A 25,774-nucleotide genomic window follows, 5' to 3' on the forward strand; every position below is an offset into this window, starting at 1 on the left:
CGCTCCGCCGCCCGGCGGCACGTACCGGCACAGCACGTACCAGCACGTACCAGCACGTGGAAGCACTCACACGTACGCACACACAGGTAAAGGAACGCGGGCCCGGCGGCAGCCAACGGCGTCTGCCGCCGGCACGCCGTGCCCTTTCGCGAAGATCGAGGTGTTGCTCTGTGCGCAGAACACGGATGGGCGCGGTGGGCCTGCTGGCCGCGGTGTCCCTCGTCATGACCGGCATGACCGGCCCCGCCGGCGCGGAGGGTGATCCCGCGCCACCCGACAGATCCTGGGCCCAGGAGGCCCGGGCAGCCCAGAAAGCCGGGCTCGGGGACACGTCCGGCGGTGACGCGGCCAAGGCGCCCGCTCCCACCAAGGCCGACATCGCCGCCGGCAAGCAGTCGGCCGAGGACCTCACCGGGGACATCACCTTCTCCACCCCCGGCGGCACCTTCCAGAACGAGGTGTCCGTCTCCCTGAGCACCACCATCGCCAACGCCCAGATCCGCTACACCACCAACGGTCAGCTGCCGACCGCCTCGTCGACGGTGTACTCGGGCCCGCTGCGTCTCACGAGCACCACGCAGCTCCGCGCCCAGGCCTTCGTGAACGGGGCCGCGAGCGGCGAGCCCGGCACGGCCGTGTACGTCGCGCGCAGTGTCGACGCCAACCACGACCTGCCGCTCCTCGTGCTGGACGCCTACGGCGGCGGCAAGCCGGACCGCGAGTGGGCGGACGTCGCCGCCATGGTCATGGAGCCGCAGGGCGGGTCCACCTCGCTGGGCGCGGCACCGGCGGTGTCCACCCGGGCCGCCTTCCACCTGCGCGGGCAGTCCTCGGCGACCTTCGAGAAGGCCCCGTACCGGATCGAGTTCCGCGACAACGAGGACAAGGACGCCGACTACCCGGTGCTCGGCATGCCCGCCGAGTCCGACTGGGTGCTCCGCGGCCCGTTCCCCGACAAGACCCTGGTCCGCGACGCCTTCGCGTACACCCTGGGGCAGGAGATGGGGCTGCAGACGCCCCGCCACCGGTTCGTCGAGGTGTATCTGAACCTGGACGGGCAGCCGATGGGCGCCGACGACTACCAGGGCGTGTACCTGCTGGACGAGAACATCAAGGTGTCACCGGACCGCCTGGACATCGCCAAGCTCAAGAAGAGCGACCTCACCGAGCCCGCCGTCACCGGCGGCTACGTCATGAAGTTCGACGCCTGGGCGGCCGAGGAGCCGAAGCTGCCGTGCACCGGGCAGGAGTGCTGGTCGGATCTGGAGGTCACGGAACCGGACGACCTCCAGCCCGAGCAGCAGACGTGGATCACCCAGTACGTCCAGAAGCTCCACAACGCGCTGCGCAGCGCCAATCCCTCCGATCCGCAGACCGGATACCCCGCCTACATCGACGTCGACTCCTTCGTGAACCTGATCATTCTCAATGAGATGGGACGGCAGGGCGACTCCTACCTCCGCAGCATGTACATGTACAAGGACCGGGGCGGCAAGCTCACCGCCGGGCCGCTGTGGGACTACGACCTCGGGTTCAACGCCATACCGAACGGCAGCCCGGTCGACGGCTGGCAGTTCCAGCCGTTCTTCGGCTTCGGCACCACCGACTGGTTCCTGAAGCTGATGCAGGACCCGTCGTTCAACCAGAAGGTGCAGGCCCGCTGGCAGGAACTGCGCCGCGGCGTGCTGTCCGACGCGCAGCTCCGCAACCGGGTCACGCAGCTGTCCTCGCCACTGGCCAACGGGGCCCAGCGCAACTTCCAGAAGTGGCCCAACCTCAACACCAGGACGGTCGGGCCGTTCCAGACCCAGACCACCCAGACCTGGCAGGAGCAGCTGACGCTCATGCAGAACTGGCTGGTGCAGCGGGCCGCCTGGATCGACTCCTCCGGCTGGGAGGTCGGCGAGACGAGTCCGCCGCCGTGGCCGACCGCACCGGGAGCGCAGGAGAAGGCGGCACCGCTTCTGCCGCATCTCCGTGAGGCGGCCGAGCGGCGGCAGGGTTCCTCCGGCTGAGGTACCGGCACCGCCGCACCACACCGGCACGCACCTGCGGCGAACACCGCACATCGCACACATCGCACACATCGGCACCGGGGCCGTCGGCAAGCGCCGGCGGCCCTCCGCCGTATCCGCACCCCTCCCGGCGGGGTCCGCGCGCCCGGGCCCTCCATCGCCCGTCCCCGCGTCCCCCATCACCCTTTTCCCCTGACGTCATGAAGTGAGGTGTCGAACGGTGCGCAGAAGACGAACCGGCGGCGCGGTCGGCTTGCTCGCCGCGCTGTCCATGCAGCCAGTACTTCCACAAGGACCGGGGCGGCAGGATCACCGCCGGTCCGCTGTGGGACTACGACCTCTCCTTCGGCACCGGCGGCTACTTCGAGAACCATCTGACGGAGGGCCGGCAGTTCGAGCAGACCCGGCAGCCGGTGGCGAACGACTGGTTCGTCCGGCTGATGGCCGACCCGGCGTTCGCCCGGCAGGCCGAGGCGCGCTGGCAGGAACTGCGCCGGGGGCCGCTGTCCGACGAGCGGCTGAACAGCCGGATCGACGCGCTGGCCGCACCGCTCGGCGACGCCGCCCGGCGCAACTTCGAGCGGTGGCCGAACCTCACCGATCCCGTGGTGGGCTTCTTCCAGACCCCGACCGCCGACACCTGGGAGGGGCAGGTGGAGTTCATGCGCGACTGGATGACGCGACGCGTCGCCTGGCTGGACGCCTCCGGCTGGCAGCCGGGCACGGAGCCCGCCCCGGAACGGGGTACGGGCGTGGTCCCGGGCTCGGGGGCCCAGCGGTACTGATCCCGTCCCCGGGCCCACGGATCGGCCCCCGGTTCCCGGTGGCGGCGGCCCGCACCACCGCCACCGGGGCACGCCCGGCGCGGTGTTGACCGACACCCCAGTAAGCGCATACTGGCGGACAGCGATGGCGCGCCCGCGCCCCACTGCGCGTCGCTGCTTCTGCGCACGGCCATTCCGCAACCCTCCCCCACACACACTGGTTCGGGAAAGTGGGACGTATGCCCGGGACCCCCCGTTCACCGCGCCGCGGCCTCGGTGCCGCCGTGCTGACCGGCACCCTCACCCTCCTCCTCGCGCTCCTCACCGCGACCGCCGGGCCCCCGGCCGCCGCCGGTCCCGGCCCGCTCGCCGGCTCCCCGCCGGGCGCCGGGGGCACGTCCGCCGCCGAGCCGTACGCCGGATACGTCTTCACGTACTTCACCGGTGAGGGCACCGCCGACGGCGAGCAGGTGCACATGGCGCTGAGCGACGGCAACGACCCCCTGCGCTGGCGGGAGCTGAACGGCGGCGCCCCGCTGCTCCGTTCCACGCTCGGCGACCGCGGCGTGCGGGACCCGTTCCTCATCCGCTCCCCGCAGGGCGACCGCTTCTACCTGATCGCCACCGACCTGCGGATCCACGGCAACGGCGACTGGGACCGCGCCCAGCGCCACGGCAGCCGCTCCATCATGGTGTGGGAGTCGGCCGACCTGGTGAACTGGTCCCCGCAGCGGTCCGTCCGGGTCTCCCCGCCCACGGCCGGCAACACCTGGGCCCCGGAGGCGTACTGGGACGAGAGCCGCGGCCAGTACGTCGTCTTCTTGGCGTCCAAGCTGTACGCGGCCGACGACCCGCAGCACACCGGCAGCAGCCACAACCGCATGATGTACGCGACCACGAAGGACTTCACCACCTTCAGCGAGGCCCGGGTCTGGCACGACCCGGGCCACTCGGTGATCGACTCCACCGTGATCCGGCACCAGGGCGTCTACCACCGGTTCACCAAGGACGAGCGGAACCAGAGCTCGTCCGCCCCCTGCGGCAAGTTCATCACCCAGGAGCGCTCCACCGACCTGCTGGCCACCTCGTGGAGCCCGGTGGCCGACTGCATCGGACGCGAGGGCGCGGCGGGCCCGGGGATCAGCCAGGGCGAGGGCCCGGCGGTGTTCAAGTCGAACACCGAGGAGAAGTGGTACCTGTTCATCGACGAGTTCGGCGGCCGCGGCTACGTGCCGTTCGAGACCACCGATCTCGCCTCCGGCCGCTGGAGCATCTCCCCGTCCTACGACCTCCCCGCTTCGCCACGCCACGGCACCGTGGTCCCGGTCACCCGGGCCGAGTACGACCGCCTGGCCGCCCGGTAGGGGCGCGCGGGCACGACCGGGTCAGGTCGCGGCCGCCTCCGGGGCCGCCGCGGCCGGCCCGCCGGGCGGGGTGCCCGCACCGCGCGGGGCCAGGGCCAGCTGCCGGTAGGCGCTGGGCGGCAGGCCGTAGGTGGCACGGAAGCTGCGGGTGAAGTCGCCGGGGCGGGTGAATCCCCAGCCGGCGGCGATGGCCCGGATGGGACGGGACCGCTGGCGCGGGTCGGCCAGGTCCCGGCAGGCGTGTTCGAGGCGCTGGCCCCGGACGAAGGCGGCGACCGTGGTGCTCTGCTGCTGGAAGAGCCGGTGCAGGGAGCGGAGGGAGATGTGGTGGGCGCCGGCGATGCGGGCCGCTGTCAGCAGCGGGTCGCCCAGATGCTGCTGGATGAAGGTGTGGATGTGCAGGGTGAGGGCCTGCCGGCGGTTCTCGTCGGGGAGGTCCGCGGACTCGGCGAGGCACTGCGTGACGGTGGCCGCGAACAAGTCGCGTAAGACGGCCGACAGTCCGGCGGTGTCGGCGGGACCGTACTGGTCGGCCCGGCCGGTCACCTGGGTGAGGAACTGGACGAGCAGCTCGGCGAAACCCTTGTCCCCGGGGATGCGGACGGCGGTCATGTGGTCCGCGGCCCCGGCCGGCAGCGGCACGAGACGCTTGGGGATCTGCGCGACGATGTGTCTCGCGCGTCCGGACGGGGCGGAGACCCGGCCGTGGAAGGGCCGTGAGGAGTCGTAGAACACCAGGTCGCCACCGCGCAGTTCGGCGTTCCGGCCGGACTGGGAGAGCTGCATCCTCCCGCTCAGGGGGAGGGAGAGCTGATAGCACTCCGGGTCCGCGCCGCGGATCAGTTCGGGCGTGCGCGCGATGCTCAGCGGCTGAACGGTCAGGGCGGTGATCCGGGCGCTGCCGAGTTCCAGGACGTCGGCGCTCGCGTGGAAGTCGCCGGTATGGCCGCTGCGCACCACGACGGGCAGCAGCGCGGCCCGCGCCTTCTCGTACCACCAGGTGAAGCGTTCGGCTGCGGGAAGGCCCTCGGTCGTCAAGCGTGTCACGATCATTCCGCTCCCTTGTCCGGACCACGGTGCTGTCGTCGGTGACCGGGGCCGCGGGTCCGCCGGCGGACGCGGGGGGTCGGGCCGCGCCGCACGATGACCGGCGAGCGACCACAGTGACCGGTCGTGGGTTGCCCACGCGGCCCGGTCGGCAAACGCGCCGGTCGGAGCGGTGGCCGGAGAGCGTGGCGGCCGGGCACGGGCCGCGGGCCGTTCCGGAAGGAGAGCAGCGGCCGGGGCTGGCGCTGGGTGCGCAGGGGCTGGCGCTGGGTGCTCAGCAGCCGGGGCGCGCCCTCCCCGAGACTCGTCCCGCAGGCACCAGTGACCCCACGCCTCACGGGCGTGACACGGGTCCGGGCTGTTCACTCCGGGGGGTGGCACATGGTTCCACGGCTTCGCGCCGCGGTGGGCAAGGGCTTGGCGGCCGCATGCGCGGGGGTGGTTCTCACCACCACGGCCGTGCTGTCGGGGTGCGGCCGGGCGGACGCCGGCGCGGCGGCGGACGGCCCGGCGGCCGTCCGGGCGGCCGGCACGATGCCCCGGGAACTGACCCCGGCCGAGCAGGCCGTGGTGGAGCGGGGCGAGGAACGGCTCATCGAGTCCTGCATGAGGAAGAAGGGCTTCCGCTACTGGGCCGGGCGCGTCGCCGGCGCCGCCGAGCGGCAGGGCCACGGTTACGTCCTGCACGACGTGGACCGGGCGGAGCGGCACGGCTACGGCGGGCGGTTCGCCGCCGAGGCGGAGAAGGCCCGGCTCGCCGACCGGAACACCGCGTACGCCCGGTCCCTGCCGAGGGCCGAACTCATCCGCTACAACAAGGCGCTCGACGGCACCCCGGAGCAGGGAGTGGTCAGCGTCGAACTCCCGGCGGGCGGCACCGTCCAGACCCTCCGCGGCGGCTGTCTGGAGACCGCCGCGGAGCGGCTGTACGGCGACTTCCCGGCCTGGTTCCGCGCCAAGAAGACCGCCACCGGGGTGGCACCCCTGTACACCCCGGGCATCCTCGCGGACGAACGTTTCCGGCGCGCGCTCCGGGCCTGGGCGTCCTGTATGCGGGAGGCCGGTCACCCGTACGCCGGGCCGCCCGAGATCCGCGAGAAGCTGCCCGCCCTCACCCGCGGCATGGACGCCGCCGAAGCGCACGCCGCGGAAGTGGAGCTCGCCGTCGCCGAGGCCACCTGCGCGACGGGCACGCCCCTGTACCGCACCGCACGCGCGCTCGACCGCGAGTACCGGGCGGAGAAGCTCGGGCGGTACCGCGACGAGATCGCCGCCCACCGGCGCATGGGCCTCACCGCGCTGAAGCGGGCGAGGGCCCTCCCGGGCGCGGCGGACTGATCGATCCCCCAGGACTCCCCCGGCCGTCCAGCCGCGGGGCGCACCGATCCACGGAGACCCACCAGCAGAAGGAGCACCACACCATGCGCAAAATCCCCGCCGTCCTCGCCACGCTCGCCCTGGCGGCTCTCGGAGCGGCCGTTCCCGCGACCACCGCGCAGGCGGCCCCCACCGGTGCGCTCGCCGGCTGCGCGGACGCCTGGCCCTCCGCGACCTCCGGCTACTTCTACGCGTACTCCGGTTACGGCTGCAGCGGCTTCCTCGGAAAGGCCTACGGCGACGACTCCAACTGGGGTGACAGCGGCGGCTCGTTCCAGGGAGGCGACACCAACAGCGCGAGCTCGATCCTCCACAAGGGGACGTCCGGGAGCGCCGTCGCGGTCTACAACGGCACCGGTACCGGCTGGAGCGGCGGCTACGCCTGCATCGCCAAGTCCGAGTACTACGTCAGCGACCTGAGCGACAACTACTTCACCAGCGGGGCGAAGGCCGACAACGCCATCAGCTCCCACCGGTGGGTGTCCAACGCCGCGTGCAACGGGAACTGGCTCACCTGATCCCTCCCCGCGGGCCCGGCCCGTCCGGCGCCCCGGCACGGCGGAGTCCGCCTGCCGGGGCGTCCCCGCGTCCCCTGCCGCGGCCGGGACGGTGACCGGCCGCGCCGCCCGGGAGCACCGCGCCGGCGGCGGCTGAAAATTTCAACTCGCCGCGGGCGGAGGGTCGCTGCCGCCTACAATCACCAACGAGTCCACCGGCCGCCGGCCGGAGCGGAAGACAGGGGGAGCGCCGACTCGCGGGTGGCAGCGGACCTGCCGCCTCAGCGAAGGAAAGGCTGGCAACGATGCCTGTTGGGCGGCACAAGAACGCGGAGCGGTCGCACCGGCGGTGGCGCGGGCGCCTGCTGCCGGCCGCCGGAGTCGCGGCCCTGGCGCTACTGGCGTTCACCCTGGTCCGGATGCTGGGTGCCCCGATCGACCCGCCGGAGTCCCCGACGATCCAGGCCAAGCCCAGCCCGGTTCCGTCCGCCACCACGACCGTGACAGCCCGGCCCTCCCCGGGCCCGTGATCACCACCACCGTCCCGCCGACGGCCCCGCCACCACGGATCGCGCCGAGTTCCGCCCCGCCGTCCCCGCCGGAGGCCGGCAGTCCGTCGGGTACGGCGGGCACCGGGGACGCCGACCGGACCATGCGGCGCGGCGACGAGGGGGCCGAAGTGCTGCGCCTGCAACAGCAGTTGCGCGAGGTCGGGGTCCAAACGGCTCCCCTGAACGGGTCCTACGACCAGCCGACCGAGGCCGCGGTGCAGAACTACCAGTCCATGCGCCGCATCGAGGCCGACCCGCCGGGCGTGTACGGGCCGGCCACCCGCAGCGCCCTGGAGGCCGAGACCTGACGGGCCCCGCGAGCGGGGGCCGGCCCGGGTTCCGGCGGCGGCTCAGGGCTCCGCCGTGCCGCCGCCGGTCGCGTTCCGGGGCGGGCGGCCGCTCGCGTTCCGGTGACCGTTCCGTCCCGTCCACCGGTGACCGTTGCCGCTCGCGTCCACGGCCCCGCCGTCCGGTACGGGCCCGAAGACCATCGTGACCCGGGCCCCGCCCCACGGGCTCCGGTCGACCACCAGGCGTCCCCCGGCGGCCTCGGCCGCCTTGGCGGCGATGTCCAGCCCCAGGCCGCTCGACCCGCCCTCGCTCGCGCCGCGGGCCGCCGCGAGGGCCGGGCTCTCGATGCCCGGTCCGGCGTCCTCCACCACGAGGCGGGGGGCGCCCGACAGCAAACCCGCCTGCACCCCGCAGCCCGTGCCCGGCGGCGTGTGCCGGAAGACGTTGCCCAGCAGCGCGTCGAGCGCCGCGGTCAGGTCGTCCGCGGGGAGGTCCACCGGCAGCGGACCGCGTCCCAGCCACACCCGGCACTCCCGGCCCTGCGCCTCGGCCAGCGCCGACCAGAACTCCATCCGGCCGCCCACCACCGCGGGCAGGTCGCTGGACGAGCGGCCGGGCAGCCGCTCCCGGGCCGGTCCGCTCCGGGTGGTGCTGATCAGGCTCGTCACCTCACGGTCCAGAGCCGTCAGCCCGGCCCGGAGACGGGAGTTGGCGGGAACGGCGAGCAGGTCCGCCTCCAGCCGCAGGGCCGTCAGCGGTGTGCGCAGCCGGTGCGAGAGGTCGGCCAGCAACTCCCGCTCGGCGCGCATCAGTTCGTCGATGCGGTCGGCCATGGCGTTGAAGGCCCGGCCCACGCGCCGGACCTCGACCGGGCCCTCGACCGCGACACGCCCGCGGAAATCCCCCTCGCCCACCGCCGCGGCGGCCCGCGCCAGCTCCGTGGCGGAGCGGTTGAGCCGGCGCGCCATGCGGTCGGCGCCGGTCACCGAGATCAGGGTCAGCGCGGCCACGGCCCCGGCGAGGAGCAGCCAGGCCGTGAGCACGCCCTCGGAGCGCTCCTCCTCCCGTACCGCCGACTCGACCACGGCCGTCCCGCCGTCCGGCAGGGAGACCGGCAGCAGCAGGACCTCCTCGCGGCCCGGTGGCCGGACCCACAGGGCGCGCCGCTGCTCCGCCGCCCGCTCGGCGTACACGGCCGGGGCGGGGCAGCGGCCCACCACGCCGCCGCCGAGGCGGACGCAGGTGGACAGCGCGTCGTCGCCGGAGCTGCGCCAGGCGGCGGCGAGTTCGCTCCGCTGCTGGGTGGCGCCGAGGACGGTGACCAGGGTCGCCGCCCGCCGTTCGGAGGTCTGCTGCGCTCGTTCGGCCGCCTGCTGGCGGGCGAAGAACGCCAGCGGCAGCGCGAAGGCGAGGGCGGTGAGCAGGGAGATGCCGAGGGAGAGCCGGGCGTGCCAGCCTCGCAGCGTCATGGCGTCCGCCACCCCCGTGAGGTCATGACCGGGGCGCTTCGAGCCGGAGTCCGACGCCCCGCACGGTGTGCAGGTAGCGGGGGGCGGCGGCGGTCTCCCCCAGCTTGCGGCGGAGCCAGAAGAGGTGGACGTCGATGGTGCGTTCGTAGACGTCGCTGCCGCGCCAGACCTCGGTCAGCAGTTCGCGGCGGGTGACGACCGCGCCCGCGCGCCGGGCCATGTAGGCGAGCAGGTCGAATTCGCGCCGGTTGAGTTCGATGGTCTTCCCCTCCAGGGTGACGCCGCGCGCCTGGAGGTCGAGGACGAGGTCGCCCACCTGGAGCCGGGAGGGAGGGGCCTGTCCGGACCTCCGCAGCACGGCGTGCACGCGGGCGGCCAGCTGTTCGCTGGAGAACGGTTTCACCAGGTAGTCGTCGGCGCCGTCGCGCAGCAGCCGGACGATCTCCGCGTCCTCGTTCCGCGCGGTCGCGATGATGACGGGGACGCGGCTGACGGCCCGCAGCATCCGCAGCACCTGGCTGCCGTCCAGATCGGGAAGTCCGAGGTCGAGTACGACGAGATCGGGAACGGGCGGGGTGATGCGGCGCATCAGCTCGATGGCGGTGCCGACCGCCGTGACGTCGTAGCCCGCGGCGGTGAGGGAGCGGGTGAGCACGTCACGGACGAGGTCGTCGTCCTCGACTACAAGTACCGTGGGCATGCCGGAACGGTAGACGAACTCAGCGGGGCAGACCGGCGGTCGGCGGGGAAACACTGCAATCGGGGCCGTTCCAGGGGGAGATGACGAGTTTCTCCACCAGAAGCGCCGCTCCCCGCCGGTGGCGGAGGGCCGGGGCTCCGGCGGCACGGTCGAGGGCCACGCGCCGGGCGAGCCGGGGGTGCGAGGCCTCCACCACATAGAGCTGGACACCGGGTATCCGGCCTCCGGGTTCGCCGGGTTCGTCGCGCAGCGTGGGAATGCTGACGATCCACTTGGTCATCCCGGGACGCCCCTTCCCCCGGTGCCTCTGCGGCGTTCCGGGGGCGGGGCCGGGCGGCCGCCGGTCTCCGCGGCACCCTCGCACATGGCCTTACCGTCCCTTCGTCGCCACCTCCGCCGGGAGCGCCCGGGCGGTGGTGAAGTCCAGCGGTCGCGCGGTGCCGCCCCCGGGGGCCCGGCCCCCGAGGGGCGGTTGGGGACCGGGCCGGGGCCGGGTGCGTCTTCCGGCCGGGTGCCGTCCGTCCGGAGCGGGAAGCCGGCGCACGGGGGTGGCGCTTCCCTGGTGGACGGTGCGGAGGATGCGTCCGATGGAGGGTTTCGGTGACCGCACCCTGAGCGGCGGTTCTCATCATGCCGAAGAAAACCGCGCGCCATGGGGCGGGTTGGAGCGGAAAAATCCAGGGAGAACGTGCGGTAAGACGCAGTTAACACAGCGGGGCCGCGTCCGGGTGCGAGAGGCCGGCGCACGGGACATTCGGGGTGCGTCCCGGCCGGCCGGCACACCGGCCCTCCGCGGCGCGTCAGGTCCCGCCGTCGTCCGGGGGACGGACGGCCACGGCCTTCAGGAAGTTCCGCGTGAAGACCTCGACCGCCTCCTCGGACGTGGGCAGGGTGACGCCCGGCACGTGGGCGCCCGCGTAGCGCATCACGAAGTGGGCGAAGAGGGGGCCGGTCATCTGCTGCACGAGGAGCAGCGGGGGCATGTCGCGGATGCGGCCGGCGGCGATCTCGCTGGTGAGCCACTGCCCCACGCCGTCGATCACGCGGGAGAAGACGTGCTGGAAGATGCCGCTGACGGCCGGGTCGTCGGGGCGTGAGAGGGCATCGGCGAGCATGGCCGGCATGACCCGCGGTTCGCGGTTGAGGACCTCGACCAGCAGGCGGTATATCGTCCGGACCGTCTCCGGCAGGTCCTCGCGCGGGCCCGCGAGGACGGCTTCCACGTCGAGGATCGCGCTGTGGCGCTCATAGACGGCCTGCAGCAGGCCGTCCCGGCCGCCGAACACCGCGTAGAGGCTGTGCACGGAGCACTGCGCGGCGCCGGCCACCCGCTCCAGCGTGAGCGCGACGAGCCCCTGCTCGCTGACGAGTTCGGCCGCCGCCTCCACCGCGCGCTCCCGGACCGACCGCTGCCCCCCGGGATCGACCCCCGCGGCGCGCACCGCCTCGTCGAGGGCGCGGCGGCTGCCGCCGAGGCGGCGCATCAGGGTGCTCCGGGAGATCCCGGCCTCCTCGGCGACCGCGATCAGGGGAACGCCGGCGACCGGGACGCCACGGGCGCGCGAGACGCGCACCGCGGCGCGCACCACCTCGTCGGGAACCGCTTGGGCTGAGGCATCATTGAGGTTTGACACATGAATAAGAGTACCTTGTAATCAGGTATCACGGGAGCCTCCGTCCGGACCGGCTTCCGCGGCACGCCGTTTTTCCCACCATCACCCTGCCCCGCCCCTTCCGCGGCCGACGCGTGGCGGGCGGGCCGGAAAGAGGCCTCATGTCCGAGCACACCCCACCCCCGGCACGGACCGACGACGACGGGCCGGGCACACCACGGAAGCTGGTGGCCGTCCTGCTCGGCCTGACCGCCGTGGTCGTCCTGATGCTCTGCGCCTTCGCCCTCCCCAGCGTCAACGGCGGCCCCCACCGGATCCCGGTCGGCGTGACCGGACCGCGGCCCGCCGCGCAGGCGCTGCAGGAGAAGCTCGACGGACCCGAGTGGGACGTCACCGTCTACGGCGGCCTCCCCGCCCTCACCTCCGCGGTCGAGGAGCGCGAGATCGCGGGCGGCCTGGCGCTCACCGCCGACCGGATCGACCTCTACACGGCCACCGCCGGGGCCCCGACGGCCACCGGCGCCCTGACCGCCCTGGGCAACTCCGTCGCCGACCGGCAGCGGATACCGGCCGCCGTCCACGACCTCGTGCCCTACCCCGAGGACGACCCCCGCGGGGCCGGCTTCGCCGCCGCCGGACTGCCGCTGATCTTCGGCGGGATCTTCCCGGCCGTCGTCCTCACCCGCCTCTTCCCCGGCCACGCCGGCCTGCGCACCCGCTTCGCCGGCGTCGTCCTCTTCTCCCTGCTCGCCGGAGCCGCCGTCACCGCGTTCCTCCAGTACGGGACCGGGTCCCTGGACGGCAGCTACTGGATCACGGCCCTCGCCCTGAGCCTCGGCATGGCGGCCCTGTCCATGACGTTCATCGGCCTGGAAGCGCTCGCGGGCTTCGCCGGCCTGGGCGCCGGAGCCGCCGTCATGATGCTTCTGGGCAACCCCCTGTCCGGCCTCGGCAGCGGTCCCTACTGGCTCCCCTCCGGCTGGGCAGCCTTCGGCCAGCTCCTGCCGCCCGGCGCCTCGGGCAGCCTGCTGCGCGCCAACGCCTTCTTCGACGGCACCGGCGCGACCGGCCCGGCCCTCGTCCTCGCCGGCTGGGTCGCCGTCGGTCTGGTGCTGCTCCTGATCGCCGACCGCCGCAACAGGAGCACCCGCCCCGGCGCGTCGGCAGCCGAGCCGCGGACCGCCGCGGCCTGACCGGCCCCGCGACGCCGGCGCCCGGACGTCCGCCGCGTCCCCTCCGCGGCGGACGTCCCGGTGTCCGCGGCCGCACACACCACACCGCCCCGCGCACACCACCGCCCCGGCCGGGCGGGATGTCGGCCGGGGCGGAGTCCTACGGGTGCGGGCCGGGGCGGAGACCCGGAAGGTCCCGCCCCGGCGCCACGGCCGCCGGGTCAGCTCAGGCTTGCCAGCGCCTGGTTGAGGGTCTTCGACGGGCGCATGACCGCCGAGGCCTTGGCCGGGTCGGGCTGGTAGTAGCCGCCGATGTCGGCCGGGGAGCCCTGCACCGCGGCGAGCTCGTCGACGATCGTCCGCTCCTCGGCGGCCAGCGTCTCGGCGAACGGCGCGAACGCCTCCGCGAGCTTCGCGTCGTCGGTCTGCCGCGCCAGCTCCTGGGCCCAGTACAGGGCCAGGTAGAAGTGGCTGCCGCGGTTGTCGATACCGCCGATCTTGCGGCTGGGCGACTTGTCCTCGTTGAGGAACGTGGCGGTGGCGCGGTCGAGGGTGTCGGCGAGCACCTGGGCGCCCGGGTTGCCCGTGGTCTGCGCCAGGTGCTCGAAGCTCACCGCGAGGGCCAAGAACTCGCCCAGGCTGTCCCAGCGCAGGTAGTTCTCCTTGACGAGCTGCTGGACGTGCTTGGGCGCCGAGCCGCCCGCGCCGGTCTCGAAGAGCCCGCCGCCGTTGATGAGCGGGACGACCGAAAGCATCTTGGCGCTGGTGCCCAGCTCCAGGATCGGGAAGAGGTCCGTCAGGTAGTCGCGGAGGACGTTGCCGGTGACGGAGATGGTGTCCTCACCGCGGCGGATGCGCTCCAGCGAGTAGGCCGTCGCCTCGACCGGCGACATGATCTCGATGGTCAGGCCCTCGGTGTCGTGCTCCGGCAGGTAGGCCCGGACCTTCTCGATGAGGTTGCGGTCGTGGGCGCGGCTCTCGTCCAGCCAGAAGACGGCCGGGGCGCCGGTGGCGCGGGCGCGGGTGACGGCGAGCTTGACCCAGTCGCGGATCGGCACGTCCTTGGTCTGGCACATGCGGAAGATGTCGCCGGGGGCGACGCTCTGCTCCAGCACCGTCTCACCCTTGCCGTCCACGGCGCGCACGGTGCCCGCCACCGGGATCTCGAAGGTCTTGTCGTGGCTGCCGTACTCCTCGGCCTTCTGCGCCATCAGGCCGACATTGGGCACCGAGCCCATGGTGGACGGGTCGAAGGCGCCGTTCGCGCGGCAGTCGTCGATGACGGTCTGGTAGACGCCCGCGTAGCTGCTGTCCGGGATGACGGCGAGCGTGTCGGCCTCCTCGCCGTCCGGGCCCCACATGTGGCCGGAGGTGCGGATCATGGCCGGCATGGAGGCGTCGACGATGACGTCGCTCGGGACGTGCAGGTTGCTGATGCCGCGGTCGGAGTCGACCATGGCCAGTGCCGGGCCGTCGGCCAGCTCCGCCTCGAAGGACTCCTTGATCTTCGCGCCCTCGGGCAGCGCGTCGAGACCCTTGTAGATGGCGCCGAGGCCGTCGTTCGGGCTGAGGCCGGCCGCGGCCAGCGCCGGACCGTACTGGGCGAAGGTCTTCGGGAAGAAGGCGCGCAGCACGTGGCCGAAGATGATCGGGTCGGAGACCTTCATCATCGTGGCCTTGAGGTGCACGGAGAACAGCACGCCCTCGGCCTTGGCCCGGTTCACCTGGTCGGCGAGGAAGGACCGCAGCGCCGCCGCGCGCAGCACGGCGGCGTCCACGACCTCGCCGGCCAGTACGGGTACGGACTCGCGCAGGACGGTGACGGAGCCGTCCTCGCCCACCAGCTCGATGCGCAGCGAGCCGTCCTCGGCGATGACGGTGGACTTCTCCGTCGAGCGGAAGTCGTTCTCGGCCATGGTGGCGACATTGGTCTTCGAGTCGGCCGACCAGGCGCCCATGCGGTGCGGGTGCGCCTTGGCGTAGTTCTTGACCGAACCGGGGGCGCGGCGGTCCGAGTTGCCCTCGCGCAGCACGGGGTTGACGGCGCTGCCCTTGACCTTGTCGTAGCGGGCGCGGATCTCGCGCTCCTCGTCGGTCTTGGGGTCGTCCGGGTACGCCGGCAGCGCGTATCCCTTCTCCTGCAGCTCGGCGACGGCGGCCTTCAGCTGCGGAATGGAGGCCGAGATGTTCGGCAGCTTGATGATGTTGGCACCGGGCGTCTTGGCCAGCTCGCCGAGCTCGGCGAGGGCGTCGTCGATCCGCTGGTCCTCCTTGAGGTACTCCGGGAAGACCGCGATGATCCGGCCCGCCAGGGAGATGTCACGGCTCTCCACGGTGACCCCCGCCTTCGAGGCGTAGGCCTCGACCACCGGCAGGAACGAGTAGGTCGCCAGGGCCGGGGCCTCGTCGGTGTGCGTGTAGATGATGGTCGAGTCAGTCACCTGGTGCTCCGCTCCACGTCACGTCGATAACATTGCTCGACATCAAGATATCTCCTGACTCCCGGTCCCTCGACAGGGCCCTGCCCGGTGCGGCAACGGGGTTCCCCTCCGCCGTTCCCGGCAGGGGGGCGGTGGGCGGCCGGGCGTACGCGGCCGGGCGCAGGCCGGACCGGCCTGCATCGCGGACGACGGGGTGGCGTCCCGGCACCGAGCCCGCGTCTCAGGTCCACAGCGGCTGCCGCACCCCGAACAGGCGGTTGAGCGCCACGCCGAGGACCGTCAGCAGGACGATCGAGAGAGCCATGGTGACCAGCTCGGAGGCCGAGGTCAGCAGGCCCAGGCTGACGATCAGTGTGGTGGCGCCGGCCGGCGGGTGGGGTGCTGCGAGCAGCTTGAGCACCAGCGCGGTCAGCGCCACGGAGAGCGCGGCGGCCCCGATGCGGGCGGCGGTCAGGCCCTGCTGGATGACGGGCGGGTCGTCGGTGAGCCCGAACAGCAGCAGGCAGAGGGCTCCCGCCAGGATCGCGACGCCGTGCCCGGCGAGGGTGTTGCGGGGCGCGGCCGAGGGCAGGCGGGGCGATTCGAAGAACAGCATCGCCACCGGGCCGAGGCTGGGGAAGAGGAACGGCTGCTCCACCAGCAGCCCGACCAGTCCGCACCCGGCCAGAACGGCGAGGCTGAGGACGAAGGCGTACGCGCCGCCTCCGAGCCGTCCGGCACGTTTCTCCGCCGTGCCGAGCAGCCCGCCCGGCTGCTGCTCGCTCATGCGGTGTCCTCCGCGGCGATGAGGGCCTGGGGCGCCGCCTGCTTGATGCGGGTGTTCAGCCAGAGCAGCTGGCGGTGGGTGTCCGTCCGGCAGGACTCGACCACGCCGAGCAGTTCGCGGTCGCGCGTGCCCTGGGCGGCCTGGCCGAGGACGGTCCAGGTGATGTCCGCGAAGGAGACGAGCGTGTAGAGGTCCTGGAGGTCGCGGAGGAGGCCGACGGGGCCCGAGCGGGTCTCCGGCATCTCCTCGGCGTGCAGGCGTTCGGGTTCGTCCATGCGCCGCTCGCCGTACCGGCGGGCGATCGGCGCGAGCTTCCCGACATGCGCGTCGCTCCGTTCGGCGAGCTGGTGGCAGATGACGTACACGTCCGGCTCGGCGGCGTGGCCGTCGGCGACCTGGCGGAAGGCACCGGCCAGCGTCCTCGACGACTCGTGCTGCAGGCCGACGTAGGTGGCGAGGTGCATGGTCAGTCCTCCCGGTACGGGGCGGTCGCGGGCGTCGTGCCGGGGGCCGGCCGCCCTGAGGACGCCTGCGCCGCCGGCACGGGCGGGCGCGGCGGCGGGGCGGCGTCCATCCGCTCGGACGTCTCGTCGCCCGGACCACCCGTGGTGCGCGGGACACCGTCCGGCTCGGCCGGTGCGGAGGCCGTGGTGGTGGGCCCGGGGGACGGTCCGGTGCCGTCGGCGACCTTGGTGACCCGGGCCTTGCCCAGCTTGAACAGCGGCTGCTTGGAGACGGGGTCCCATTCGGTGAGGGTCAGCTCGTTCGCGGCGCGGGGGTGCCCGTCCGGTGCCGCGCCGTCCGTTCCCGGTGCCTCCCAGGAGCCGTAGTGGAACGGGGCGAACACCACCCCGTCCCGGCCCCGGCCGATCCGCGCCGCGCCCTCCATCGCACCCCGGGGGGATTCGACCCGCACCCGGTCGCCCTCCCGTACGCCGAGCCGTGCGGCGTCGTCCCGGGACAGCTCGATCCACACGTCCGGGGCGGCCCTGCGCAGTGCGCGGGATCGGCCGGTCTTGGTGCGGGTGTGGAACTGGTAGACGGTACGGCCGGAGGTGAAGGCGAACGGATGGCTCTCGTCGGGGGTTTCGGGCGGCGGCACATACGGTGCGGCCTTGAGGAAGGCCCGGCCTTCGGCGCGCTTGGCCCGGTACGTCTGCTCGTCGATCGCGCCCCCGGTCAGCAGGTCGTGGCCGTAGGTCTCGCAGGCATCGACGCGGGTGGGGAACTCCGCGTCCGCGTAGAGGCGGTCGGTGCCCTCCGGTGCCGCCTCGTTGACCGGCCAGGGAATGCCGCTGCCGCCGCGCAGCTTCTCGTACGACAGCCCGGTGTAGTCCACGAGCCGGCCGCGGGTGCACTCCTTCCACGCCTCGAAGGCACCTTCGGCATCGGACCACGGGACGAGCGGGGCTCCGTCCCGGTTGCGGAAGTCCATCCGGCGGGCGTAGTCCAGCCAGATGTCCAGGTCGGCGCGGGCCTCGCCGGGCGGCTCGACCGCCTTCCCGGACAGGTGGACCGTGCGATTGACGTTGGTGAACGTGCCCTGCTTCTCGCCCCACATCGCGGCCGGCAGCACCACGTCCGCGAAGCGGGCGGTCTCGGTCAGAAATCCGTCCTGCACGATCACGAAGAGGTTCTCCCGCCGCAGGATCTCCCGGACGCGGGGTAGTTCCGGCAGGGAGACGGCGGGGTTGGTGCCGGAGATCCAGAGCAGCTTGACGGACCCCTGCTCGCAGTAGCGCCAGATCTGCATCGCGTGGGTGGGCGGCGCCCAGTGCGGGATGGCCATCGGGTCCACCTTGCACAGCTCCGCCAGCTCCTGGACGTGGCGGGAGTTGTTCCAGTTGCGGAAGCCGGGGAGATCGCCGTCGGCGCCGCACTCGCGGGTGTTCTGCGCCGTGGGCTGGCCGTTCATCTGGAGGATGCCGCATCCGGGGCGGCCGATGAGCCCGCGGAGCAGATGCAGGTTGTTGACGGCGCACGAGGCGGCGGTGGCCTGGTGCGACTGGTAGAAGCCCTGCAGGACGGTGGAGAGCACCCGTTCCGAGGTGCCGAAGATCTCCGCCGCGCGGCGGATGTCCGCCGCCGGGACCCGGCAGATCTCCGCGACGTGCTCGGGGGTGTACGGCTCGACGGTGGAGCGCAGCTCGTCGAAGTCGAGAGTGTGCCGGGCGATGTAGTCCTCGTCCAGCCACCCGTTGTGGACGATCTCCCGGGTGAGGCCGTTCATCAGCGCCTGGTTGGTGCCCGGCAGCGGCGCCAGGTGCACCCCGCCGGTCTCCCGTGCCGCCTCGGCGACCTTGGTCGTACGGGGGTCGACAGCGACGACACGGGGCGGGTTCGGGCCGTGCACCCGGTCGAGGACCCGCGCCCACAGCACGGTCTGGGTCTCGGCCATGTTGTGGCCGTAGAGGAAGACGGCGTCGGTGGCCTCGATGTCGCTGTAGCTGCCGGGCTGTCCGTCCGAACCGAAGCTCTCCTTGAGCGCGGCCGCGGCGGTCGCCGTGCACAGCCGGGTGTTGCCGTCCATGTGCGGGGTGCCGAGCCCGGCTTTCCCGAGCACGGAGAGGGTGTAGTACTCCTCCAGGAAGAGCTGGCCGCTGGTGTAGAAGGCGTGGCTGAGCCCGCCCGCGTCGGTCGCCAGAAGCTCCTTCGAACGGGTGACGATCCGCTCCATCGCCGTGTCCCAGTCGCTCTCGGCCAGCTCTCCGTCCGTGTCCCGGACGAGAGGACGGGTGAGCCGGTCGGTGCGGCTCCACTGCCACGATCCGTACAGCCCCTTGGGCCCGAGCCGGCCGTGGTTGACGGTGTCGGCCGCACGGCCACGCACGCCCACCATGCGGCCGTCCTTGACGGCGATGTCACAGCCGCAGCCGTTGCTGCAGAGCACGCACGCCGACTGCACCCACCGGTCCACGTCCTGCTCGGCCACGTCCGCGTCGAGGTGGGAGTCGACGCGGACGGGCCAAGGTGTGTCCCGCGCGTGCGGGGTGCGGGTGCCCCAGACGTCGGCGATCCTGTCGCTCACGGCGGCCTCTTCCTTCGGGGGTGTGCGTCGGGGCCGACGCGTACCCGGCCGCCGCCGCTCCACACTCCGCATACCGCCGGCCGGGCTTGCCGTTGCCCGACCGGGCAACGGCAAGCCCGGCCGGCCCGGGGCCCGCTGACGGCTGAGGAACGTCAGCGGCCGAGCGCCCGGGCCAGTTCCTGTTTGTTCATCGAGGAGCGCCCCTCGACACCCCGCTTCTTGGCCTCCGCGTAGAGCTCGTCCCGCGTCTTGGAGCTGCCGGAGCTCTTGGAACCGCCGGAGCCCTTCGAACCGCCGGAACGGCTGGAGCCGCCGGAACCGCTGGACGACTTGGTCTCCCCCGCCTGCGCCCGCTTCTTGTTCACCGTGCGGCCCGCCAGCTCCTTGGCCCGCCCGGTGGCGGCGCCGCGCTCCTCGGCGCTCTCCTTGATGTGCTCGTACTGCCGCTCACGCTTGGATCCGGACTTGCCCGGCATGGTTTGTCCTCCTTCGGAGCTCTTGTACGTCTGGTCCCCGCGTACCCCGGGCAGGGTCGATAACCCCTGGGCGGACGGACTCCGGACGCACCGCACCCTGCCTCCAGTACAGGCGGCGGATGTACCGGCAAGCCGGGCCGATGTCCGCCCCGGCGGCAGTAACCGGACGCGCGCGGATCGGTTGAGCGATGGGAGAGGGGGCAACCACCATGGCAGAACTGGAATCCCGGCCCGAGGCAGGAGAACACCCGGAGACGGAACACCACCAGGACCCGCTGGAGGACAGCGACGGCACGACAGACCTCTTCCGCGCACTCGGCAAGCAGATCAAGCTGCTGCGCGAACGGGCGGGCCTGACGCAGAGGGAACTGGGCGAACGGCTGCGCTACGGCGAAGACCTGATCTCGTCGGTCGAACGCGGCCGACGCGTCCCGCAACCGGAACTCCTGGAGGCGGCGGACCAGGCCCTGGACGCGGGCGGCCTGCTGGCGGGTGTGACAGACGACGTGGTCAAGGCGAAGACCCGCGCCCGTGTACGCCACCCGGCCTGGTTCCGCGACTACGCCCGTATCGAGGCAGAGGCGGTAGAACTCAATTTCTTCAGCACGCTGACGGTGCCGGGGCTGCTGCAAACGGAGGACTACGCGCGGCTCACCTTCAGTCTGCGGCAGCCCTTGCTACCCGAAGAGGTCATCGAACAGCGCGTTGCCGCGCGGCTGGCACGACAGGAACTGCTGACAAGGTGGCCCTCCCCGATCGTCACGGCCGTCCTGGACGAGTCCGTGCTGCTCCGCCGGATCGGAGGACGGGAGGTCCAACTGGCGCAGCTGAGGCATCTTCACCACCTCGGACAGCTCCGCAGCACGTCGATTCAGGTGCTGCCACTGAGCTGCGAGGACTACGCCGGCCACGACGGCCCATTCGTTCTCCTGACCCCCAAGGGCAAGAACCCGGTGGCCTATCTGGAAGTCCAGGGAGTCAGCCGCCTGGTTACAGATCAAGATCAGGTCCGTATCATGGCGGCTCGCTATGGAGGCATTCGGGGCCAGGCGCTCACCCCGCGCGAGTCCCTGGCCCTGATCGAGAAGATGCTGAGGGAACGATGAACGCAGCGGCGTCCGCGTCGGATACCACAAGGTTCGTCTGGTTCAAGAGCAGCTACAGCGGCGGCGAGGGCGGAGAGTGCGTCGAGGTGGCCGTGGAGCCCGCCACCGTCCATGTCCGGGACTCCAAGAACGCGCAGGGGGCACGCCTGTCGTTCGGCAGCGCCCCGTGGGTCGCCTTCGTGGACTTCGCCGCCGGGCGCTGATCACAGCAACCCGGCATTCCGGGGCGTCGCGGACGTTGGTCCGTGACGCCCCTTCTCCGTCCGGAAGTTCCCCGGAAACCCGCTCCGGCGCCGCGCGGAGACCCCGCTTCGGAGCCCTCGGCAAGGGCGGGAACAACCGGGCGCGTACGGGCCGGGGTGAGGCCCTGGCCGCACCCTCGCAGACCTCCTCACCGCCCGCTCACGCCGCCGGGCAACACGGCCCGGTCTGGGCATGAACGGTCTTCCCGCCTAGCGTTCTGCCCCCGGACAAGGGGGATCTGATGGACCGGAACATCCGCACGGTCGACGACGTACTGAAGCTCTTGGACGGCCTGTTCGCGCCGGAGGCCGACCGGTGGACCGCCGGCGGGGCCTCTTGGTGGGACGGCTTCTACGCCGACCGCTCGCACCCCGTCCCGTTCTTCGTTCCCAAGCCGGACGAGAACCTGGTCTCGTACCTCGACCGGGGCCTGATCGTCCCGGGCCGGGCTCTCGATCTGGGCTGCGGTCCGGGCCGCAACGCCCTCCACTGATGCAGCGATGGGGCGGCAGGTGGTGGAAGCACCCGGAGTCGTGGATCAGGTCGTAGGGGCCCGTCAGTTCGGTTGCGGTCCTGCCACGCACGCCCGGTTTCTGTGAGTTTCTGTGAACTCGCGGTGCGGCGCGCCTCTTGGCCCGGACTTTTCCGAGGGTCAGGGCTTCCGGCTCCCACAGTGCTCCCATCCACGTGCAGGTCCGGCACAGACGGGCGGACGAGTGTGGGGCCGTGCAGGCGGCGATCGCCTGCACGGCACACACCACCGGTTCTGGAGCCCTGATGATCGAAGTTCGCGGACTGACCAAACGCTACGGCGAGATCCTCGCCGTGGATGACCTGACGTTCACCGTCCGTCCTGGGGAGGTCACCGGTTTCCTGGGACCCAACGGCGCGGGGAAGTCAACCACGCTGCGTCTGATCCTGGGTCTGGAATCCGCCGATTCGGGGACGGCCACAGTGGGCGGCCGTCCCCACGCCGCGCAGCCCGCGCCGTTGAGGGCGGTCGGCGCGCTGCTGGACCCGGGGGCGGTGCTGCCGAGCCGCACCGCGTACCACCACGTGCTGGCTCTCGCGGCGGGCAACGGGATCCCGCGCAGCCGGGTGGACGAGGTGCTGGACGACGTCGGCCTGGGGAACGCGGGCCGACGCAGGGCCGGGGCCTTCTCGCTGGGGATGCGGCAACGGCTGGGGATCGCCGCGGCCCTGCTGGGCGATCCACCGGTTCTGATCTTCGACGAGCCCCTCAACGGTCTCGACCCGGAGGGCATCGTGTGGATCCGTCACCTCATGCGCCGGATGGCCGCCGAAGGCCGCGCCGTGCTGATGTCGAGCCATCTGATGAGTGAGCTGGAGCTGACCACGGACCATCTCATCGTCGTCGGACGCGGCCGCCTGATCGCGGACATGACGATGAAGGCCTTCATCGCAGCGCATTCCGACCGCGAGGTGCTGGTCCGCAGCCCCCGGGCCGGATCGCTGCGCCGGGCGCTGCCCGCTGCCGCGACGGTGCGCGAGGAGGGTGTGGACACCCTGGTGGTAACCGGTCTGGACACGGCGGAGATCGGGGCGCTGGCCGCGGCGAACGATGTGGAGCTGCACGAGCTGACGAGCCGCCGGGTCTCGCTGGAAGAGGCGTTCATGGAGCTGACCCGCGATGTGCAGGAGTACCGGGCGGAAAGGGAGGCGAGCCGATGAGCCGGACGGGAACACGGCCACGGCCGGCGGCGGGGGACGCGACGGCACCGGCGCGGCAGGAGAGGCTGCCCGCGGCCCCGGGCACGGCGGGCCGGGCGACGTTCCGGCACTGCCTCAGCGCCGAGTGGATCAAGATCCGTACGATGCGGTCCACCCTTTACGTGGTCCTCGGGACCCTGGCGTTCTGCATGGGGCTCGCCGCGCTGAGCAGTACGTCCGCCGGGGAGGAGTACGCGGCGATGACGAGCGCCGACCGGGCGGCCTTCGACCCCCTGGCCATCAGCCTGCGCAGCTATCTGCTCGCACAGATCGCGCTCGGTCTGCTGGGCGGCCTGGTGATCACCTCCGAGTACGGCGCCCGCACGATCGTCGGCACGCTGACGTCCGTGCCGAACCGGGTCCGCGTCCTGGCGGCCAAGGCCCTGGCGCTGGTAGGTGTGACGCTTCCGGTCGGGCTGCTGGTGTCCCTCGGCGGGTTTCTGATCGGGCAGGCGTCGCTGGAGGCGGCCGGTGCTCCGTATCTGGAACTGTCGGACGGCACGGCACTGCGCGGCGTCGTGGGCTGCGGGCTGTATCTGACACTGGCGGGTCTGTTCGGGCTCGCTCTCGGTACGGTGATCCGCAGCACGACGGCGACGGTGACGACCCTGTTCGGTGTGCTGCTGATCGTGCAGGCGTTCGCGCCGGCACTGCCCGGGGCGCTCGGCGACTGGCTGGCGACGTACTGGCCGCCCGTCGCCGGAGGTCAGATCATCACCGGCTACCGTGACCCGGCGCTGCTGGCACCCTGGTCCGGACTCGCCGTCATGGCGGCGTGCGTCGCGGCCCTGCTGGCCGCCGCGTTCGCGGTCTTCCGCAGGCGCGACGCGTAGCGGGCCGCGAGCCCGGAAGTGAACGACCGGTCGGGGACGGGACGGGACGGGACGGATGACGGCATCACCCAGGCTCCTGGTGGTGGAGGACGAGCCGACGCTGCGGGAACTGCTGTCCGCGAGCCTGCGGATCGCCGGCTTTGACGTCCTCCCGGCCGCGACCGGCACCCAGGCCCTGGCCGCCGTGCGCGAGCGGCGCCCCGACCTGATCGTGCTCGACGTGATGCTGCCCGACATCGACGGCTTCGAGGTCGTGCGCCAACTGCGCGACGGGCGTTCCCCGGTGGCGGCGAGCCATCCGCCGGTCCTGTTCCTCACCGCCCGCGACGCGCCCGAGGACCGGATCGGCGGACTGCGGGCGGGCGGCGACGACTACGTCACCAAGCCGTTCAACCTGGAGGAGCTGATCCTGCGGATCCGGGCCGTCCTGCGCCGCACCAGCGGCCTGCAGGAGGACGGCCGGCTGACCGTCGGCGACCTGGAACTGGACCCGGACAGCCACCAGGTGACGCGGGCCGGGCAGCCGGTACACCTCTCCCCCACGGAGTTCAGCCTCCTGCGCGTGCTGATGGAGAACGCCGGACAGGTGCTGTCGAAGGCCCGGCTTCTCGAACTCGTGTGGCACTACGACTTCGGAGGCGACGACTCCATCGTCGCCTCCTACATCAGCTATCTGCGCCGCAAGATCGACGCGGGCGGGGAGCCCCGGCTGATCCGTACGGTGCGCGGCACCGGCTACGTCCTGCGCAAGCCCCGGCCGTGAAGGGGCCCTCGGTACGCGGCCGGGGCGGCCGGCTCTCGCTGCGCGGCCGGCTGCTGACGATCTCCGTGCTGCTGCTCGTGGCGGCCCTGCTCGCCAGCACCGCCGTGCTCGTCACCCTGCTCCGGCGGGACCTGGTGCACCAGGTGGACGACCGGCTGCGCGCCGCCGCCGCGGTGGCCGCCCGCGTACCCGTACCGTCCGGCGTGGCGGGCGGCCCCGTGGAGCGGGCGCCGTCCGGGGACTTCTACCTGGCCTACCTCGACGCGGAGGGCCGGGTGCTGCGCGTCGTGCGGTCGGCCGAGGGAAACGCCCCCGGGCTGCCGGCGCTCGACGCGGCGGCGGTCGGCGCACGCGGCGGCCGCCCCTTCGAGGCCCCGTCCGCCGGCGGCGGCGACGCGTGGCGGGTGATCGCCGAACCGATCGTGGGGGCCGGCGGGGAGGCACCGGGCGAGGGCGCCGCGCACGGCGGCAGTGTCGTCGTCGCCGGCTCCCTCTCGCAGGTCGGCGCGACGATCCGGCAGCTCGGCGTCCGGGTGCTGGTCATCGATTCCCTGGTGCTCATGCTGCTCGGCGTGGTCGGTTGGTTCGCCGTACGCGCCGGGCTGCGTCCCCTGCGCCGGATCGAGGCGACCGCGGCGGCCATCGCCGGCGGCGACCTGACGCACCGTGTCCCTCAACCGGCTTCGACGCGGACCGAGTTGGGCCGTCTGTCCGCCGCGCTCAACGGCATGCTGGACCGGATCGAAGTGGGCGACGCCGCCCGGGACGCGACCGAGCAGCGCATGCGCCGCTTCCTCGCGGACGCCAGCCATGAACTGCGGACGCCCCTCTTCGGCGTCAAGGGCTTCACCGAGCTGTACCGGATGGGCGGCATGCCCGAACGCACCGACGTCGACGCCGCCATGGGCCGCATCGAGCGCGAAGCAGGCAGGCTCGTACGGCTCGTCGAGGACCTGCTGCTGCTCGCCCGCCTGGACGAGGGCGCCGCCGGTGCCGACCTGCCGCTCCGGCTCACCCCCATGGACCTGCGCACCCTGGCTGCCGACGCGCTGCACGACCTGCGCGCGCTCGATCCCGGACGCCCGGTCACCCTCACGGGGCCCGGCGGCGGTCGTCCGGGCGGCGCGCCGGTCCTCGGCGACGAGGCGCGGCTGCGCCAGGTGACCTCCAACCTCGTCGGCAACGCCATCGCCCACACCGCGCCCGGCACCCCGGTACGGATCGGCGTCGGTACCGAGCAGGGCCGGGCGGTTCTCGAACTGCGCGACGAGGGGCCGGGCATGTCGGCGGAGCAGGCCGCCCGTGCGTTCGACCGCTTTTACCGTGCGGACAGCGCCCGCGGCCGGGCCGAGGGGGGCGGGGCGGGTCTCGGCCTCGCCATCGTCGACTCGCTGGTGTCGGCGCACCGGGGCCGAGTGGAGATCCACACCGCCCCCGGCGCGGGAGCCACCGTCCGGGTCCTGCTGCCCCTGGCCCCGTAGCCCGGGGCCGGGCCGGCCCGGCCGGACGGCGCTTCCCGGCTCGGAA

General features: G+C 72.8%; 22 protein-coding genes and 4 pseudogenes. 15 read left to right on the top strand and 11 right to left on the bottom strand.

The window, feature by feature from the left end:
* The first annotated feature begins 170 nt into the window (after nt 1-170).
* From E4N63_RS02035 to E4N63_RS02045, 3 genes and pseudogenes are all read left to right on the top strand, one after another.
* Nucleotides 171-2,015 (top strand): CotH kinase family protein, encoded by a 1,845-nt coding sequence (locus E4N63_RS02035; protein WP_308188627.1) that lies wholly within the window; start codon nt 171-173, stop codon nt 2,013-2,015.
* A 293-nt stretch (nt 2,016-2,308) separates the two neighbouring features.
* A pseudogene (locus tag E4N63_RS02040) lies at nt 2,309-2,800 on the top strand (CotH kinase family protein); the annotation flags it as partial.
* A 218-nt stretch (nt 2,801-3,018) separates the two neighbouring features.
* Nucleotides 3,019-4,137 (top strand): annotated as a pseudogene (locus tag E4N63_RS02045) (glycoside hydrolase family 43 protein); the annotation flags it as partial.
* A gap of 27 nt (nt 4,138-4,164) precedes the next feature.
* Here E4N63_RS02045 and E4N63_RS02050 read toward each other — a convergent pair.
* Nucleotides 4,165-5,196 (bottom strand): helix-turn-helix domain-containing protein, encoded by a 1,032-nt coding sequence (locus E4N63_RS02050; RefSeq protein WP_125622285.1) that lies wholly within the window; start codon nt 5,194-5,196, stop codon nt 4,165-4,167.
* A 375-nt stretch (nt 5,197-5,571) separates the two neighbouring features.
* Here E4N63_RS02050 and E4N63_RS02055 point away from each other — a divergent pair, with 375 nt between their 5' ends.
* From E4N63_RS02055 to E4N63_RS30900, 4 genes are all read left to right on the top strand, one after another.
* The gene (locus E4N63_RS02055; RefSeq protein WP_125622283.1) at nt 5,572-6,528 is read left to right on the top strand and encodes a hypothetical protein; all 957 of its coding nucleotides are present in this window, start codon (nt 5,572-5,574) and stop codon (nt 6,526-6,528) included.
* Nucleotides 6,529-6,611: 83 nt separating this feature from the next.
* Nucleotides 6,612-7,085 (top strand): hypothetical protein, encoded by a 474-nt coding sequence (locus E4N63_RS02060; protein WP_125622281.1) that lies wholly within the window; start codon nt 6,612-6,614, stop codon nt 7,083-7,085.
* 284 nt (nt 7,086-7,369) lie between these two features.
* Nucleotides 7,370-7,594, top strand: coding sequence for a hypothetical protein (locus E4N63_RS02065; RefSeq protein ID WP_230239737.1), 225 nt, complete (start codon nt 7,370-7,372; stop codon nt 7,592-7,594).
* Nucleotides 7,591-7,923: a peptidoglycan-binding protein gene (locus E4N63_RS30900; protein WP_230239738.1), complete on the top strand. Its 333-nt coding sequence runs from the start codon at nt 7,591-7,593 to the stop codon at nt 7,921-7,923. The genes E4N63_RS02065 and E4N63_RS30900 overlap by 4 nt, the downstream gene beginning before the upstream one ends.
* A gap of 42 nt (nt 7,924-7,965) precedes the next feature.
* Here E4N63_RS30900 and E4N63_RS02075 read toward each other — a convergent pair whose 3' ends face one another.
* The 4 genes from E4N63_RS02075 to E4N63_RS02090 all read right to left on the bottom strand — a co-directional run bounded on the left by E4N63_RS02075 (nt 7,966) and on the right by E4N63_RS02090 (nt 11,709).
* A complete protein-coding gene (locus tag E4N63_RS02075) occupies nt 7,966-9,375 on the bottom strand; it encodes a HAMP domain-containing sensor histidine kinase (protein WP_230239739.1) in 1,410 nt (469 codons plus the stop codon).
* 22 nt (nt 9,376-9,397) lie between these two features.
* Nucleotides 9,398-10,075, bottom strand: a complete 678-nt coding sequence (locus E4N63_RS02080; protein ID WP_039818088.1) for a response regulator transcription factor — start codon at nt 10,073-10,075, stop codon at nt 9,398-9,400.
* Between the two features lie 19 nt (nt 10,076-10,094).
* A complete protein-coding gene (locus tag E4N63_RS02085) occupies nt 10,095-10,355 on the bottom strand; it encodes a hypothetical protein (protein WP_043466162.1) in 261 nt (86 codons plus the stop codon).
* Nucleotides 10,356-10,875: 520 nt separating this feature from the next.
* Nucleotides 10,876-11,709 (bottom strand): TetR/AcrR family transcriptional regulator, encoded by an 834-nt coding sequence (locus E4N63_RS02090; protein WP_230239740.1) that lies wholly within the window; start codon nt 11,707-11,709, stop codon nt 10,876-10,878.
* Nucleotides 11,710-11,849: 140 nt separating this feature from the next.
* On the opposite strand from E4N63_RS02090, the gene E4N63_RS02095 reads away from it, so the two are divergent.
* Complete coding sequence (locus tag E4N63_RS02095; protein ID WP_230239741.1) at nt 11,850-12,881, top strand: hypothetical protein; 1,032 nt, start codon at nt 11,850-11,852, stop codon at nt 12,879-12,881.
* A 200-nt stretch (nt 12,882-13,081) separates the two neighbouring features.
* Here E4N63_RS02095 and E4N63_RS02100 read toward each other — a convergent pair whose 3' ends face one another.
* The 5 genes from E4N63_RS02100 to E4N63_RS02120 all read right to left on the bottom strand — a co-directional run bounded on the left by E4N63_RS02100 (nt 13,082) and on the right by E4N63_RS02120 (nt 19,571).
* Nucleotides 13,082-15,301 carry an NADP-dependent isocitrate dehydrogenase gene (locus E4N63_RS02100; protein WP_230239742.1) on the bottom strand — a complete coding sequence of 740 codons (2,220 nt, stop codon included), beginning with the start codon at nt 15,299-15,301 and terminating at the stop codon, nt 13,082-13,084.
* Between the two features lie 220 nt (nt 15,302-15,521).
* Nucleotides 15,522-16,067 (bottom strand): HPP family protein, encoded by a 546-nt coding sequence (locus E4N63_RS02105; RefSeq protein WP_230239743.1) that lies wholly within the window; start codon nt 16,065-16,067, stop codon nt 15,522-15,524.
* Nucleotides 16,064-16,531 carry a hypothetical protein gene (locus tag E4N63_RS02110; protein ID WP_230239744.1) on the bottom strand — a complete coding sequence of 156 codons (468 nt, stop codon included), beginning with the start codon at nt 16,529-16,531 and terminating at the stop codon, nt 16,064-16,066. The genes E4N63_RS02105 and E4N63_RS02110 overlap by 4 nt, the downstream gene beginning before the upstream one ends.
* A 2-nt stretch (nt 16,532-16,533) precedes the next feature.
* On the bottom strand, nt 16,534-19,167 hold the full coding sequence (locus tag E4N63_RS02115; RefSeq protein WP_230239745.1) for a molybdopterin oxidoreductase family protein: 2,634 nt from the start codon (nt 19,165-19,167) through the stop codon (nt 16,534-16,536).
* A gap of 80 nt (nt 19,168-19,247) precedes the next feature.
* A complete protein-coding gene (locus E4N63_RS02120; protein WP_125622267.1) occupies nt 19,248-19,571 on the bottom strand; it encodes a Rho termination factor N-terminal domain-containing protein in 324 nt (107 codons plus the stop codon).
* Nucleotides 19,572-19,780: 209 nt separating this feature from the next.
* Between E4N63_RS02120 and E4N63_RS02125 the strand changes: the two genes are divergently transcribed.
* The 3 genes and pseudogenes from E4N63_RS02125 to E4N63_RS02135 form a co-directional block, all read left to right on the top strand.
* Nucleotides 19,781-20,677 carry a helix-turn-helix transcriptional regulator gene (locus tag E4N63_RS02125; protein WP_230239746.1) on the top strand — a complete coding sequence of 299 codons (897 nt, stop codon included), beginning with the start codon at nt 19,781-19,783 and terminating at the stop codon, nt 20,675-20,677.
* Nucleotides 20,674-20,880, top strand: coding sequence for a DUF397 domain-containing protein (locus E4N63_RS02130; protein ID WP_230239747.1), 207 nt, complete (start codon nt 20,674-20,676; stop codon nt 20,878-20,880). Before E4N63_RS02125 ends, E4N63_RS02130 begins: the two co-directional genes overlap by 4 nt.
* Before the next feature lie 281 nt (nt 20,881-21,161).
* Nucleotides 21,162-21,410: pseudogene (locus tag E4N63_RS02135) on the top strand (SAM-dependent methyltransferase); the annotation flags it as partial.
* Here the strand turns inward: E4N63_RS02135 and E4N63_RS31375 are convergent.
* Nucleotides 21,409-21,483, bottom strand: a pseudogene (locus E4N63_RS31375) (SAM-dependent methyltransferase); the annotation flags it as partial. The pseudogenes E4N63_RS02135 and E4N63_RS31375 sit on opposite strands and share 2 nt — an antisense overlap.
* Nucleotides 21,484-21,697: 214 nt before the next feature.
* Between E4N63_RS31375 and E4N63_RS02140 the strand changes: the two are divergent.
* From E4N63_RS02140 to E4N63_RS02155, 4 genes are all read left to right on the top strand, one after another.
* Nucleotides 21,698-22,612, top strand: a complete 915-nt coding sequence (locus E4N63_RS02140; protein ID WP_125622261.1) for an ATP-binding cassette domain-containing protein — start codon at nt 21,698-21,700, stop codon at nt 22,610-22,612.
* A 143-nt stretch (nt 22,613-22,755) separates the two neighbouring features.
* Nucleotides 22,756-23,484: an ABC transporter permease gene (locus E4N63_RS02145; RefSeq protein ID WP_228430363.1), complete on the top strand. Its 729-nt coding sequence runs from the start codon at nt 22,756-22,758 to the stop codon at nt 23,482-23,484.
* A 55-nt stretch (nt 23,485-23,539) separates the two neighbouring features.
* Entirely contained in the window at nt 23,540-24,247 is a 708-nt protein-coding gene (locus E4N63_RS02150) for a response regulator (RefSeq protein ID WP_125622257.1), read from the top strand.
* Complete coding sequence (locus E4N63_RS02155; protein ID WP_125622255.1) at nt 24,244-25,728, top strand: cell wall metabolism sensor histidine kinase WalK; 1,485 nt, start codon at nt 24,244-24,246, stop codon at nt 25,726-25,728. The genes E4N63_RS02150 and E4N63_RS02155 overlap by 4 nt, the downstream gene beginning before the upstream one ends.
* Nucleotides 25,729-25,774 lie beyond the last annotated feature (46 nt).

This window comes from Streptomyces sp. MNU89, assembly GCF_020982505.1.
GTDB lineage: Bacteria > Actinomycetota > Actinomycetes > Streptomycetales > Streptomycetaceae > Streptomyces > Streptomyces xinghaiensis.